Here is a 15,282-nt window from a genome sequence, read left to right as displayed (position 1 = left end):
TTGAGACGTGTGCTCTTCCGATCATTTACAGCTTTTCCCGTTTTTTTTTGCACTTTGTGAAGTTAATTAGACTGCAGGTCGGATTGTCTTGTCCATTGTTTATTCGGCTTTTTTCCGCAAAATCCCTTATCATTTTCTCCCAAATTTCGCTTGGGGCTTTCTTGAATGTAAAACCTGTATACACTTTTTCATGGAAGGATATAAATCTTGCGGAAAAAAGTGCCACTGACAGCTCGTCTTTATGAGATACCCCCCCCGTTAGTAAGCACTTTCTTACGTTTTTTACCATAATCCCCTGTATCAAAATGAGATTTATTAAATCTCTATTGTGTGTCACTTAACTCTCTCGGATAGGGCATGTCATTTACCTTCTAACTAAGCTTTGTATCAGATCTTATTTAAATTGTGAAGACGGGTTCTAAAATGTCATTCACCCAAAAGCATTATTGAAACAAGGCAATAGATTTTAGTGAAATTCTTTTTTCGGTATAGACTTGAAGCGCAAAAAGTGATATAGATAGAAAACGTTTGTAGGGTAGTCGGGGAATATTTTATGTTTTCCTTTCAACAAAAAAAGAAATCTCGTGAGCATTCTGTCTTATCTTGGATTAATGCAATTTTTTTCGTAATTATTATTCGGTCCGTTATATTTTCTCCGTATCGCATTCCTACGGGGTCTATGATTCCCACACTTTTGGTAGGAGACCACATAATAGTTACTAAATTTAATTATGGCGTATGTCGATTTAGTTTTCTATTTAGTCAGTGGATTGATTATTTTTCCGGTCGTGTTGCAGTTCTCGATCGTCCAAAACGAGGCGATGTGGTCGTGTTTACTTGTCCGAAGAAATTTTCGATGGATTATGTCAAGCGGTTAGTTGGGCTTCCCGGGGACAGAATTCAAATGAAGGAAGGGATGCTGTACATTAATGGTGAAGTTTGCCCTATGAACAAGGTTTCTGAAAAATATCGCGCCTATGATGGAGAGTCCTTTGTGGAAGGAGATATCTACATACGAGAACTTCCAGTGGCAAAAGTAGACAAAAAAGGAAAAACTCAAGAGACTGGAAAAAAAATTTCTCATAAGGTTCTTAAAATAAGACCCTTCGGTTCGGCGCGCTATGACAACACAAAAGAGTTTGTTGTTCCAGAAAATCATTATTTTTTTCAAGGAGATAATCAAGATGGTTCAGGGGACAGTCGATCAGAAGATCTAGGATACGTATACACAGATTACGTCTTGGGCCCGGCAAAGATTGTATTTTTTTCTTTAGGAGATGATTTTACACTGATCAAGCCATGGACGTGGTGGAGTTTAAGATTAGAGCGTATCGGAAATTTAATACGATAGGATTTTTATTTTTTAATTTAGTTTTTTGAAATAATTGATGTACGAAGAAGGAGTAAAAGCGTTAACTCAAGCATTATCATGCATTCCAGATCTTCCTGGGGTGTATGAGATGCTGGACGCTAAAGGATCTGTTCTTTATGTGGGAAAGGCCAAAAGGTTAGCGCGTCGTGTTATTTCGTATACGCGTATTTCTGCTCTGCCTTTGCGCTTACAGCAAATGGTTTCTAAAATTCGTTCTGTGCGCTACACAGTAACACACAACGAGTTAGAAGCTTTGCTTTTAGAGCTTCATACTATTCAAAAGAAAAAGCCTCCCTTTAATATTTTGTTAAAAGAAGGGCATGCCTTATGGTACTTAGCGCTTTCTATCCATGATTTTCCAGCGTTATTGGCAAAACGATCTAATTTTTTAGAAGGGGAAAAGGTTTTTGGCCCTTTTTGGAATCGCGACATTTTAGAGACAACAAAGACTTACATTTACAAAGCATTTCAGTTGCGTTCTTGCAGCGACCACGTTTTTTTAAGACGCAAACGTCCTTGTCTTCAATACTATATTAAGTCTTGTAGTGCGCCTTGTGTGCAAAAAATCACTATACAAGAGTATAAAAAGACAGTAGAAGGGGCCCTTCAAATTTTGAAGGGAAAATCTGATAAATTAGAAAAAACACTTTTAGAAGAAATGAAAACGGCCAGCGCTCACTATGCTTACGAAAAAGCGGCGACTTTAAGAGATCGTCTGCGTTGGATCCATCAAGCAAAAACTTTGCAATCTTTTGGACATGTTCCAAAGGAAGACCTGGATGTTATTGCAGCTGCGTTTGACCACGGAGTGACGTGCTTACAAGTATGCTGTTTTCGTCAAGGTATCAATTATGGAGGGCAACATTTTTTTTTCCCAGGAACAACACAGGCAGAAACAGGACAGGTTTTGTCTGAATTTATTCGTCAATTTTATTTTAATGTAAAGCCTCCAAAAGAATTTCTTGTTTCGCATCCGTGTTCTTTTGACGTTATTGAAGCGCTTGAATATCTTCATCAAGTGAACGTAAAATTAACAACTATTCCTTGTAATGAGGCTTATCAAAATGTTTTGTCCCATGCAAATTTAAATGCACAGCATGCACTTTTACAGTACGTTCAAGCAAAAGATGAAATTTTTGTATTAAGTCAACGCATGAAGACAGTCTTTCAACTTACTAAAGCTCCTGTTCATATCGAAGTTTACGACAATAGCCACGTCCAAGGACACTATAGTTGTGCGGGAATGGTGTCTTTTGAAAATGGGGTATGGCAAGCAAAAAATTCTCGTATTCTTTTTATGGGAAAAACCTTGGGAGATGATCACGCTTTACTTAGAGAAATGCTTGTTCGGCGTTTTTCTAAAAACATTTCTGCCCCAGACCTTATTTTAGTAGATGGAGGGGCAGGGCAAGTATCTACCGCTTATGACGCGCTGTGTATGCTAAACCTTCACCACATCGATTTGTTGGGAATTGCAAAAGGCCCCCAACATAGGGACGGAAAAGAAATATTTTATCGGAAAAATCAAGAGCCTATACGCTTGTTGGAAACAGATTCCTTACTGCACTTTCTTCAAAGATTAAGAAATAAAGCGCATCAATACGTAATTCAAGCGTATCGACGTAAACACAGGGAAGCCATGGTTCAAGGTCTTTTTGAACAAATTCCAGGGGTTGGCCCAGCACGCCAAGAAAAACTTCGGTGTATATTTCCAGATGCTGAAGCACTAAAGAGCGCCTCTTTGGAAGACCTTAAGGCTGTCCCTGGTTTTTCTAAAAAACTTGCAGAAAAAGTTTACGAATTTCTGCAATCTTTTTGAAGATGGCACGAAAGTACGTCAAATTCATATTTTAGAATTTTTTAAATAATCGATAAAAGTTTTCTGTGCTACTTTGGCGCACTTGCGATACTGAACAAGAGCGAATCTGAGCAATTTTTTCAGCAGTACGCACCAAATATGCAGGCTCGTTAGGGCGCCCTCGATATGGCTCAGGCGCAAGCCACGGTGCATCAGTTTCTAAAAGAAATTGAGCTGCTGGGACTTTTTTTACTACCTCTGGTAGCTCTCCATTTTTTTTAAAAGTAACGATACCAGAAAAACTTAAATACCATCCCATATCTAGAGCTATTTTAGCTTGCTCCCATGTTCCAGAAAAACAATGCAATACACCCAAAGGGGTGTCTTTATTCCAATTTTTCCAAAAATCAAACAAAACATCAAACCCTTTACGAATATGGACAATCAAGGGCAATGCAGTGTGCAACGCTGCATTAACATGCGCTTCAAATCCTTGAAGCTGAAGATCTAATTGGGGAGAAGTTTCCTGCATATCGATTCCTGTTTCTCCCAAGCCCAAAACTTTTTTATGAGAAGACATGGTAATCAACCAAGATTCTAAGCCTAATAAAGATTCTTGGTTGGTGTCACAAGGGTGAACTCCAACAGAAGCGTATACACAAGAAAACTCTTCTGCTATTTTTAGGACTTCAAATGCATTGTCTTTATGAACAGAAATTGATAATAAATTTTTTATACCAACCTTTTGAGCGCGATGCACAATTTCTTTCGGGCAGGGATACCGATCAAGATGGCAATGGCTATCAATGTATCCTGGATCTTCAGTCATTATTTAATATAGAAAATGCTAAATATGCGTACAGGGTATCAGGTATAGGCCGTTTTAACAAGATAATGTATTTTTTTAAGTCAAAAAGGATTTTTAAGATTTAAAAAGTAGCGATTTATACTGTGATATAACAAAGGAATGAAATGATCTATAATATTTATCGTGGTATTAACCGTAAATCAGCACATGCAAAGAAAAAATAAAAACCATTGCAATGTTAAGAGGTTTGGTGGCATAATGTTTTTCGATATTTAGAGTGTCTAACTAGAAAAATCGTGAGGTTATAATGTTTTACCTTGCAAATAAGTTAACTAAAGAAAATTCAAAGGTAAGATTTGTTTGAGTGTAGGGGTAAAAAGTTTAAAGAAGAGGAGGGGAGTTGATGAGTATTGCTCTCGTTAAAAATTTATTTTATGTTGATGTTCTAGCAATAGCAATGATGGTACTGATCGGATTTTTGGGTACTGTCGTGTGCCTTTTTTCAAAAGAGTATATGAAAGGAGACGCACTTTATAATAATTTCTTTTTGAATATGTCGGTGCTCTTGACTTCTGTAATTTTGATAACAATCTCAGATAATTTGGTAGTTTTTTTAAGTGCCTGGGGATGTTGCAATGGAATGACGGCTCGGCTTATGACACACAAGCCTTCGTGGAAAGCAGCCAGAGCTTCTGGAAGACTTGCATTTAAAAATTTTGTTTTGGGGTTCATTTTTATCGCGACGTCCTTTATCCTTTTGTATAAAGAAACCGAAAGTCTTTCTATTCAATATATTGTTCATCATTCAAGTAACTCAATTTTTATTTTTTGTGCGTTAATAATGCTTATTTTGGGTGCTATGACTCAGTCTGCAATTTATCCCTTTCATCGCTGGCTTATCAGTTCATTAAATTCTCCCACTCCTGTGTCTGCAATTATGCACGCAGGAATAATCAATGGGGGAGGTTTTTTGTTGGCACGTTTTTCTCCACTTTATTTCAATTTTCCAAAAATACTAAATGTTATTTTTGTTGTGGGGTTGGTGAGTGCGCTTTTAGGGTCTGTTTGGAAATTAATGCAGGCAGATGTAAAGCGCATGCTGGGATGTTCTACAATGGGACAAATGGGGTTCATGTTGGTGCAATGTGGATTGGGGCTTTTTTCTTCTGCCATTGCTCATCTTTGCTGGCATGGTGTGTTTAAAGCGTACTTATTTCTTTCTTCTGGAGGGGCAGCAAAGGAAGAGCGGGTAGATCTGGGGTATCCTCCACGATTACATTGTTTTTTATTAGCACTTGTTTGTGGATTTTGGGGCAGCTACCTTTTTACAGTAATAAACGATCAATCTTTTTTTTCTTTTGATACGACGTGTTTTGTTATTGGGATTGTATTTATCACAAGTACGCAGCTGGCGTTAACGACACTATTTAAAGTATCCTTTAAAAATTTTTTTTTAGCTCTCTTGATCGCCACCATGGTGGCAGTTCTTTACGGAATAAATGTGTACGTCTTTGATTCAATCTTTTCTCCGTTAGGTTTTATGCAACCTCAACCCTTGAATTTATTACATAGTAGTGCTTTAATCATTCCAGTTCTTTGGGTGTTGATTTTGTTTTTTTCACGTTTGAAATCTGAAATTCCCGATAGATTTTTAATCCTTTACGTTAAGATGCTGAATAGCAGTCAACCTTGCTCTGCTACAGTGACCGCTTGTCATAAAGGGTACAACCGAATATAGGTGGTGTTGTGAAAATGATAGAGGGGATCAAAAAAAGTAAAACTTTAAAAGGATAAAGAAAGTGTTTGAAAAGATAACGTTTCTTGTAAAAGAAAGCTGGAAGACTATTGCTCCTTTTTGGCCGCTTAAAAATCTTGTAGCTGTCAACCCATTAAAAGGGCTGGAAGATTTGCCCATTGAAGAAGCGCTGATAAAAGGAGCAGTATTTTTTCAACAAACAGAAATGCCAGCGCCTATAGAACTTATTAATCTGCAAACCATAAAATGGCTTCAGGTTTTTTTTGATGAAGGGCAAGCAACAATTTCCATGCCTTTTCGTTCACAAGGACTTTATATTGCATGGAAGAAACTTGCTTATTTTGACTTTCAAATCCATGAAGGGAATCAAAAAAAAAAGCAATGGATATTGAATTTACCCGAAAATCCACAAGAAGCAATTTACCAGTGTCTTTTAGAGCTTGACATTCCAGAAGAAATCCATGGTTTATTCTTAACATTAATGCTTACGACTTTGCATGGGTGGGCTTCTTATATCAAGTACTGTACGCACTGGGCCCAAGAAGAATCAAACCACTTCCATAAAAACTTGGAAACAGAGTACATTGCAATGCGTTTGGGGATGACTTGTGTTCTTTGGGAAAACGCTCTTGATCTTATAAAGTGGCATAAAACCGCACAAGATAAAGAGTCTCAAAAGAAAAATCCAATAGAGATACTGGAAAAATCTGAAAATGACTATCTTGTCCCACTTTTAAAAAAAATTTCTCTTCAACAAGGGGGGGGCGGAAAGAATAAAGAGCTTATTCCTATGGCGCAACTTGTATTTTGTGTTGATGTGCGGTCTGAACCTTTTAGAAGAGCACTGGAAAGCACAAGAACTTATGAAACTTTTGGGTATTCTGGGTTTTTTGGAATCCCAATTCGCGCTCACAACACTATCACAAAAAAATCATACGCATCTTGCCCGGCTTTAATGCGCCCTAAACACACTGTTAATGAGTATCCCGATGCTTTTTTGGAAATTCACGATAAAAAAAAATATCGGAATTTTATTACACTAAGAGCGCTTTATCAGTCTATAAAATGTAATTTCATTACCTCTTTTTCTGTTGTTGAGTTGCTTGGAATTTTTTCAGCGTTTTGGATGCTGGTCAGGACGGTGAGTCCTGTATTTGCGGTGAGGTTTTTTAACTACCTTATTGAAAAAATTCGTCCTTGCAGTGTGTTATTTCCTTCATTAGACACTATTTCTTTTGAAGATCAATGTTATTATGCAGAATCTATTATAAAAACAATTAATCTTTCGAAAAATTTTTCGTCTCTAGTCGTCTTGTGTGCACATGGCAGTACTACAGAAAATAATTCTTATGGAACAGCTTTACACTGTGGTGCTTGCTCAGGACACAGTGGCATTGGCAATGCAAAAGTTCTCGCAAAAATTTTAAACGAAGAACGTGTGCGAAACCACCTTAGTAAATCAAAAATTTTTATTCCTGAAACAACTTATTTTTTGGCAGCAGAACACAACACTACAACAGATGAAGTAAAATTGTATCCTGAAGGTTCTTACAGTGCTGCCATTGAAGAAAAAATAAACCAGCTAAAAAAGGATCTAAAAGAAGCAAGAAAAATAAATAGTCAACGTCGTTCTAGAGAAATGTTAGTGAATAAAAGCCAGGATAAAAGTTTAGAGTATACGACGCGAAAAAGCGCCGATTGGGCACAAGTTCGTCCTGAATGGGGATTGGCAAAAAACGCCTCTTTCTTTATAGCGCCGTGGCATATTACAAAAAAACTTGATTTTGAAGGGCGTGCGTTTCTGCACTCTTACGATTACCGCCAAGATTTAGGCGGGACAATCCTTGAGCAGATCTTGACAGCCCCAATGATTGTTGCACAATGGATTAACGCTCAGTATCTTTTTTCTACATTAGATAATGGAGCTTATGGATCTGGAAGTAAAATCACTCAAAATATTACCGGAAAAGTTGCGCTTATGCAGGGAAACGCTAGTGATTTAATGAATGGGCTTCCGTTTCAATCTGTGTATAAAAACGACACAACATCTTATCACGTACCAATGAGGTTGATAACTATTGTATGGGCTCCTTGGGGGGGGGTGGATCAAGTTATCAGCCGTCATCTTTTGATTCAAAAAATTTTTCGCAATGGATGGGGCGTGTTGGTGTGCATTGATCCTGATAATCCGAATTTTTCTTATATTTTAAATCGAGATTTAACTTGGAAAAAAACTATATTTAATTAACAATAAAAAAATTTTTGAGACTTTTAACTAAAGATAGCATGATGAATTTTCAATATTTTATTAGTGTGAAGTTCTGCAAAAATATGCAATGTTACCTCTAGAATTTCAAGTGATCGTGTGTTTGCAAGGGGGGAGAGATCTTGCAAACCAATGGCGATGTGGAGCGTTATTTTGTTTAATGGAAAACGTTTATCTTTTCCCTGAAAAAGGCGAGTGCTTGGAATAATTTTATTAAACTCTGCCCAATGATCTGCGCAATAAAATAATAATCGTTCAAAAAGTCGTTTGAATGTTTGACTCAAGCGATCACCAAATTCCCAATCGAAGAGCCCTTTTCCAGCACGATCATAGACTTTAGAAATCCAAGCTTTAAAAATCCAAATTTTTGCTTCTTTTTTTAAATAATTCCAAAATTCATCGACTTCCTTGACAATACCTTTGTCTTCTGGGGAGGGATCAACTTTGGTGCATATCCTTATCCTAAGGTGCCCCCCCTTCAAAACAGCGGTGGCGCTGACACCAAAACGCTGAGCAATTCGGTTCATTGAAAGACCGCTTGCGTATAAAACAAGGGCTTGGAGCTTGTATTTCTCGGGCATGCCTCGTGAAAATTTTTCCACATTTTTTACATTTGTACCGCTTTCCCCCTCGAACAAAACCGCTTTTAAAGCAATCTTAATATTCACAAATTTTACATACAATCTTTTTTAGAGACTTTTAAAAGACTTCCTTTGCCAATTTCTAACAAAAAAGATCTTTGGTTAAAAGCTTCAAATTTTTTAAATAGTTAAAATTTAGAATTTTTTATAAAAATTATTTTTAATAAGATACGAAAAAGTACATAGATTTTATTGTCAAATCAATTTTATAGGCATACTGATGTAATGCTTAAAATATTATTACTTGAAACGAACTAAACAGAAGAGTGGATTCCAGCCCATTGATTTTTTTTCAAAAATCACCTAGCATATAAGGAGATTTTAAAACATGAAAGTTAATTATGCCTTACCATATTTCTCCTAAAAAAAGATTGCGTAGAGACGCTCGTGTTCGTCAACAAAATCATTCAAAGTTGCACTGTTTGCGAACTTTTTTAAAGAAAACTCGTCAGATTTTGTCTTGTCCTGCTGAGCAAGTTGACCTTGCTGAGGCGAAAAACGAAGTTCGTATCACGCAAAGTATTGTTGCAAAGTCTGCAGCGAAAAATATCATTCATCGAAGAAGTGCGTCGCGCCGTATAAGTCGTTTAATGAAAAAATTAAATGCAATTGCTTCTTGATAGAGGTTAGGTAGAGTTTTTTCTTTGAATAGGGGGCTTATTATGAATTTGGATTCAGTTTTATTCACAAAGGAGGTGTGTCCAGATTCATCTGGTCCGGAATGGAGGTCGCTGCTATCTGAGTATTTTGGCCAGTCGGTTTATCGGGACTGGTTTGCTCAGTTAAAAACAAAATCTTTTAGGAACGGGATTTTGGTACTTTGTGCTCCTTCTTTATTCGTTAAGGATTGGATTGAAAAACATTACTTGGATTTGATCCTTCCTTTGTTGAAACGAAAATTTCCTCAATGTTGTCAAATTTCATTGATTGTGGAAGAAACAGTTTTTGATAGTGTAGAACATCAAGAGCAAGAAGAGTCTTTTTCTTCGCACCAAGAATATTCTCAAGGAAGTTCAAGTTTACGAGAAAGCCAAGGCGGTCTTCAGGAATTTTCTTTATCTGGGTATTCCTTAGACCCGAAATTAATTTTTGATAATTTTATCGTAGGAAAGCCCAATGAGTTTGCCCATGCTGCCGCAAGACGTGTTGCAGAGTGTGATGAGGCAATATACAATCCGTTATTTTTATATGGTCCTGTAGGGCACGGAAAAACACACTTAATGCACAGCATTGCCCATCATATTCTAGAACGATCTCAGTATAAAAAACGTGTACTTTATCTTTCCGCAGAAAAATTTATGTACGATTTTGTGCGTTCGTTGCGTTACAAAAACGTCATGGCGTTTAAAGAGCATTTTCGTTCTGTTCATGTGCTTATTATTGATGATGTTCAATTCATCAGCGGAAAAGATTCAACTCAAGAAGAATTTTTTCATACGTTTAATGCGTTAGTAGATCAAAAACGTCAGATTATTATTTCTGCAGACAAGTCTCCTACAGACTTAGACTTAAAAGAGCGCATGAAATCTCGTTTAAGTTGGGGGTTAGTGGCAGATATTCATCCAACCACGTATGAGCTGCGCTTGGGGATTCTTCAATCAAAGGCAGCCTCCTTAGGAATTTCTATAGATCAAAAGATTTTAGACTTTCTTGCCAGTAAAATTTCTTCCAATGTAAGAGAGCTAGAAGGCGCCTTGCTTCGCGTTTCGGCTCACGGAAGTTTAGTGGGAAAAACGTTAACTCTTCCCTTGATACAAGAGATTTTGAAAGATGTCTTGCGTCCTTATGAAACAGAATTAACAGTGGAATTTATTCAAAAAAAAGTTGCAGAATTTTATAATTTAAAGGTTTCTGATTTGAATTCTGCAAAAAGACTGCGAAACATTGTGCGTCCACGGCAAGTTGCTATGTATTTATCAAAGCAGCTCACGACGGCTTCTTTGCCTTATATTGGTAAAAATTTTGGGGGAAGAGATCACACAACCGTTATTCACGGTATTTCGACCATAGAAAATTTATTACAAAAGGATAAAACTTTACAAGAAGATGTAACGCTCTTGCGTAAAGCCTTAGAACGTTGATATATTAATACACAATAGATAAAATTTATTATTTGGAAGCATTTATGAGAATATGTGTAGAAAAGGCAGTTTTTTCTAAAATTTTGACCCATCAGCAGTTGCTTATTAATCGAAGGAGCACGACTGTTCCGATTCTATCGCATATTCTTATTAAAGCTCACCATTCAGAGCAGGGAGATCCCTTGCTTTCCGTTCAAGGAACTGACATGGAAATGAGCTTATGGGAAACAGAGGTCATTAAGCCTTTTCAGTCTTCAGGTGCTAGCGTAGTGTGCGCGCACCTTCTTTATGAAATTGTACGAAAAATAGATGATCAATGGGTTACGTTAGAAGGATTTGAAAACCACGTAACAATTCAAGGTGGGGCAGCAGAATTTCATCTTCCCACATTGCCTGTAGAAGAGTTTCCCTTAATGGAAACTCAAGATCTTCCTTTTGAGCTTTTGATTGATCCGGCAACTTTGGCAGATGTGATTAAAGATACAAGTTTTTGTGTTGCCACAGAAGAAACGCGTTATGCGCTAGCAGGGACTTGTTTTCATTTTAGAGAGGACTCCCAAAATCAGCTTTCTTGCAACGTAGTGGCAACAGATGGACACAGATTAGCTCTAAGCCGATTATTAAACATCAAGATCAATGAGTCGGCTATTTCTAGCCCTGCATCACTTTTAGTTATTGGAAGACGCACTATACAAAGTATGCTGCGTCTTTTGGAAAGCGATAGCAGTGAAGAAGTTTCTTTTCGATTTTCAGCCAATCAAGTTTCGCTTCAGGGAGAAAAATTTCAATTTTTTTCTCGTTTACTGATTGACAGATTTCCTGATTATATTGGTGCTATCCCTAAAAATCACGTATTTTGTGTTCAATTTGACCCAAAAGAACTAATGAAGAGTTTAGATCGTGTTAGTATGGTTATTGAAGAGCGTACTCGGTCGGTAAAATTAACTTTTTGTAAGACAGGATTAGTGGTATCTGCAAATAGCGCCCAAGGTTCTGCAAAAGAAGTAGTTAAAATTTCTTATGACGGAGAAGAATTTACGCTAATATTTAACGTGAGGTATCTTTCAGAGATTTGTCAGCACGCCAGAGGAAATGTAATGACAATGGAAGGAACTCAAAGTCAAAATCCAGTTTTATTTCAAGAAATTAATAGAGATACTTTGTATGTTTTAATGCCAATTTCTTCATAAAAGATTTCCCTGACAAAAGATCATTTATTTTTAAAGAGAAACTTCTTCTTATTTTTTATTTTTATACCAAATTTCTTAATTTTTCGGATTCTTTTTTACAGGATTTATTCTTAAAATCAGTTTTAAAAGACAGTGAAGTATGAAATTTGGTATAAGATAACTTTGCGAGAAAATATTTTTTAAAAAATTATATAGGGACAGAGTAGTTTTCCCTATAGGGGAAAACATCAAATATTAAATTTTTTAACTTCTGGAATAAACTCTTGTGTAGCAAAAGGTTTCGCATCCTCTTCCTCTTTAATCATTCCCAAAATCGTTTCTCCGGCAACGGTACGCTGATGAGGTGTTGCCCATATATCTACTTGATACTTGGGCAAGTACAAATCCATCCGGCTTCCAAAGCAAATAATTCCGTATTTTTCTCCCTTTTTTGCAAGCTGATCTACTTTAGCGTCACACACAATACGTCTTGCAATCCACCCTGCAATTTGCACGCAAGCCACTTGAAACCCTTGAGCAACTTGAATAACAACTCCACACCTTTCATTTTCTAAAGAAGATTCAGAGGTAAAAGCTTCTAAAAATTTTCCTGGAGCATAAGAAACTTGCAAAATACGCCCATCTACAGGAAAACGGTTAACATGAACATCCCATAAATTTAGAAAAATACTAATACGCGCCCAAGGACCTGGACCCAAGTCCAACTCTGAAGGGGGGGTGCAATCCACAATATCCAAAATTATCCCGTCTGCTGGACTTATAATAAGCTCTGATTTTAAAGGTGTGCATCGCGTGGGGTCACGAAAAAACAACCCCACCATCAGCGTTACCGCCGAACAAAGCAAAGCTAATTTTGTATGCACTAAAAAAAATAATGCAGAAATACAACACCCGATACCAACAAAAATCCACCCTCTTTGATCGATTTTTCCGGAAAACATAATATTCCACAATCTTTTGTCTAACATGTTTATTTTTATCCCCCTGACTTTTTGTGATCTCAAATAGCAATAAAATTTTTACGCTTAATACGTACTTTTGTCAAATTTAACACAAATTTTTCGTACATTTCAAACGTTTTTCTATTATAAATTATTTTTTTGTTTTTTACATTAGGATATCTTTCGTACTATTTTTTTTATAGCCTTAATATAACTCGAAATTAATTTATGAATCCTCTCAGTAAATCTGTATTTTCAAAAAATTTATTTTTGCTTTTCCAACAACTGCATACCCTTAGATCACTTTTTTTGAAAAAATATCATGCCATTAAAGTATTAAAGATGTTTAGCGAAGATATCATATTTTTACAAAATTTTGCTGGATATTTATTGGTTTACCTTACTTCTTAAGTAATCTACATTTTGTTTATATTTTAATGCCTTTTTAATTTCGGAGATGATAAGCTTTTATCAACAAGAATTTTCCTGAAATAAATTTTTTGTTCTGAAACATTTTGTGTTATCGCATCTCTCCTTTCTCTAATTTCTAAATTTCCAATGATATCCAATAATTAAAATTAAATATATGTTTATAAAAAAAGTAATTCTTCTAGCTTTTGCATCTGTTAGAATTTCAATTTCGAGTACAGTACTATATTCACGTATACCGTCTTCCAAATAAGATATATTTTTTTAAGATTAGAAATAATTTCTCTTACCTGGTCTATATACAGATTTTTTTCTGTAGAAAAAGATTCATTAAGAGGGCTGTAGTTTTTTAATTCTTCTATTAATTTTTCTAGTTTTTCGATAATTTTTTTGTTCCATCATAGCCCATTCTCTTTCCTTTTTAAAAAACTTCTCAACAAAATATTTTGCTGCTAATTCCTTGATTTTTTTCCTGGATTGGAAATTGTTTTGCCGTTTTCCTTTGTTTCTTCTGTAGAATCTCTTTTATTAAGATCTTCGACAAGTTTTTCTATAAAAATTTGAAAATTATTAATAATTTCTTTTAAAAACGATTCTTTTTATTCTAAAGATATTGAGTTCGTTTTCAATGTTTTAATAATAAAACCTATACGATTTTTTAATTTTGCATAATAACATTTCTATTTTTTTACCGATATTAGATTTAATTAAATCCATATCGTTTTTCAACTTTTCTGGAACTTTAGCTTTAACTAAAGCAATGGATGCTACATAAAATAAGCGATAAAAAGAACTCATTCATGATAATTATTTTTTTCAAATTATAATATTTGCATTATGAAATAAAAAATATAATTAAAGTATTGCCTCCTTTAAATTCCCCTCATCATTCTATTCTCTTTTTGTTTATCCTTCTTAATCATGGCTTACCGCTATTTATAGTAATTTAGCTTGAAAGTGGGAAAAGTGGTGCTATCTTTAACAGAAAATGACAAAGACACAATACAGCTTCGATCTAAGAGAGCGAGTAATAGAATATATTAAACTTGGTAACGATCAAAAAACGACATCCAAAGTATTTAAAGTTAGTAAAAGCAGCGTAAGTAGGGGGGATAAGATACAAAAAAGAAGGGAGAATTAGGTCTACCCCACGGTTGGGAGTAAGGGGAAAATAGACCCAGAGAAGTTAAGGATTTACGTTCAAGCCAATGGAGATAAGAAAAGAGCTGAGATAGCAAAGCTAGTTAACGCAAGTATTTTTTTCTGTATACGGAAGGTTAAAAAAGCTAGGAGTTAGCTATAAAAAAGTCTTTTCTTATGTGAGGGAAGCAAAAAAAACGAAGCAACTATCAAGACGCTATAAAAGGCATAACAACTGAAAGCCTTGTATATAGTGAAGAAAGTGGTATAGAGCTAACGATTTTTAAAGATAGCGGGTAGGACGAAATATTTCTCACAAATTCCTCCATGGAGTTTCTATATCCAGCATCTGCACAAACTCCCTTTAATGTAGGATATTTTTGCAACGCTTCTTCAAAAACTCTGCACCCAGCACCTGTGTCATTGGACTTATAAACCGTGATATGGAGCAGATTACCTTGCCTATCAACACCACTATGCTGTTTGCGCATCTTTTTTCCCTCCATCTATACCTATTTTTTCTGAGGCTCCTGTGGGGGTAACACTTGTTTTAACACTTTGTGAATGATGCTATAGCTGGGATTTTTACTCCTTTCATACTTAATTCGGCTTGTCTTAACAAGTTCATGCATCCGAATGTACCGTCGAATATGGTGGAAAATCTTTTGGTAGCATGCGCCATTGAAACCGATTTTGATTATATAAAATACTGCATTACCCCCCTCTTTTTTGTTGTATTTACTTTTATTGCCGCTATCAAAATGATGCTTTATCACATCCCTATCTCTCTTTTAAATCACTTGGTTAATTCATCTTCTACTCCTTCAAGCCTTTTATATCACACTTTTTTATTCATGAAT

General features: G+C 35.8%; 12 protein-coding genes and 2 pseudogenes. 8 read left to right on the top strand and 6 right to left on the bottom strand.

The window, feature by feature from the left end:
• Positions 1–553 precede the first annotated feature (553 nt).
• Positions 554–1,351, top strand: a complete 798-nt coding sequence (gene lepB / locus K737_RS02035; RefSeq protein WP_006289209.1) for a signal peptidase I — start codon at positions 554–556, stop codon at positions 1,349–1,351.
• Positions 1,352–1,388: 37 nt separating this feature from the next.
• A complete protein-coding gene (uvrC, locus tag K737_RS02030) occupies positions 1,389–3,191 on the top strand; it encodes an excinuclease ABC subunit UvrC (RefSeq protein WP_006289210.1) in 1,803 nt (600 codons plus the stop codon).
• A gap of 31 nt (positions 3,192–3,222) precedes the next feature.
• Here the strand turns inward: uvrC and K737_RS02025 are convergent, their stop codons facing one another.
• Complete coding sequence (locus K737_RS02025; RefSeq protein ID WP_006289211.1) at positions 3,223–3,999, bottom strand: TatD family hydrolase; 777 nt, start codon at positions 3,997–3,999, stop codon at positions 3,223–3,225.
• Positions 4,000–4,381: 382 nt separating this feature from the next.
• On the opposite strand from K737_RS02025, the gene K737_RS02020 reads away from it, so the two are divergent.
• Positions 4,382–5,716, top strand: coding sequence for a proton-conducting transporter transmembrane domain-containing protein (locus tag K737_RS02020; RefSeq protein ID WP_006289213.1), 1,335 nt, complete (start codon positions 4,382–4,384; stop codon positions 5,714–5,716).
• Positions 5,717–5,777: 61 nt separating this feature from the next.
• Positions 5,778–7,982 carry a putative inorganic carbon transporter subunit DabA gene (locus K737_RS02015; RefSeq protein WP_006289215.1) on the top strand — a complete coding sequence of 735 codons (2,205 nt, stop codon included), beginning with the start codon at positions 5,778–5,780 and terminating at the stop codon, positions 7,980–7,982.
• 23 nt (positions 7,983–8,005) lie between these two features.
• Here the strand turns inward: K737_RS02015 and K737_RS02010 are convergent, their stop codons facing one another.
• Both K737_RS02010 and K737_RS10970 read right to left on the bottom strand, forming a co-directional pair.
• The gene (locus K737_RS02010; protein ID WP_235075661.1) at positions 8,006–8,482 is read right to left on the bottom strand and encodes an IS1 family transposase; all 477 of its coding nucleotides are present in this window, start codon (positions 8,480–8,482) and stop codon (positions 8,006–8,008) included.
• Positions 8,477–8,668: pseudogene (locus K737_RS10970) on the bottom strand (helix-turn-helix domain-containing protein); the annotation flags it as partial. The pseudogene K737_RS10970 and the gene K737_RS02010, both read right to left, overlap by 6 nt.
• 314 nt (positions 8,669–8,982) lie before the next feature.
• Between K737_RS10970 and rpsT the strand changes: the two are divergent.
• Genes rpsT through dnaN form a run of 3 tightly spaced genes read left to right on the top strand, consistent with a single transcriptional unit; the run spans position 8,983 to position 11,912 of the window.
• The gene (gene rpsT / locus K737_RS02005) at positions 8,983–9,261 is read left to right on the top strand and encodes a 30S ribosomal protein S20 (RefSeq protein WP_006289219.1); all 279 of its coding nucleotides are present in this window, start codon (positions 8,983–8,985) and stop codon (positions 9,259–9,261) included.
• 42 nt (positions 9,262–9,303) lie between these two features.
• Positions 9,304–10,722: a chromosomal replication initiator protein DnaA gene (gene dnaA / locus K737_RS02000; protein ID WP_006289221.1), complete on the top strand. Its 1,419-nt coding sequence runs from the start codon at positions 9,304–9,306 to the stop codon at positions 10,720–10,722.
• Positions 10,723–10,766: 44 nt separating this feature from the next.
• Complete coding sequence (gene dnaN / locus K737_RS01995) at positions 10,767–11,912, top strand: DNA polymerase III subunit beta (protein WP_006289229.1); 1,146 nt, start codon at positions 10,767–10,769, stop codon at positions 11,910–11,912.
• A gap of 227 nt (positions 11,913–12,139) precedes the next feature.
• On the opposite strand, the gene K737_RS01990 is transcribed toward dnaN, so the two are convergent.
• Positions 12,140–12,880: a phosphatidylserine decarboxylase gene (locus tag K737_RS01990; RefSeq protein WP_006289230.1), complete on the bottom strand. Its 741-nt coding sequence runs from the start codon at positions 12,878–12,880 to the stop codon at positions 12,140–12,142.
• A 1,390-nt stretch (positions 12,881–14,270) separates the two neighbouring features.
• Between K737_RS01990 and K737_RS11860 the strand changes: the two genes are divergently transcribed.
• Positions 14,271–14,423 (top strand): IS630 transposase-related protein, encoded by a 153-nt coding sequence (locus K737_RS11860; protein ID WP_023492165.1) that lies wholly within the window; start codon positions 14,271–14,273, stop codon positions 14,421–14,423.
• A gap of 208 nt (positions 14,424–14,631) precedes the next feature.
• Here K737_RS11860 and K737_RS01980 read toward each other — a convergent pair whose 3' ends face one another.
• Positions 14,632–14,928 carry a hypothetical protein gene (locus K737_RS01980; protein ID WP_052563214.1) on the bottom strand — a complete coding sequence of 99 codons (297 nt, stop codon included), beginning with the start codon at positions 14,926–14,928 and terminating at the stop codon, positions 14,632–14,634.
• Between the two features lie 133 nt (positions 14,929–15,061).
• A pseudogene (locus K737_RS11855) lies at positions 15,062–15,150 on the bottom strand (transposase); the annotation flags it as partial.
• Between the last annotated feature and the right edge of the window lie 132 nt (positions 15,151–15,282).

Origin of the sequence: Holospora undulata HU1, from assembly GCF_000388175.3 — a bacterium.
GTDB lineage: Bacteria > Pseudomonadota > Alphaproteobacteria > Holosporales > Holosporaceae > Holospora > Holospora undulata_A.
The sequence above is the reverse complement of the archived record's forward strand: the minus strand, read 5'-3'. Positions and strand labels throughout refer to the sequence as shown.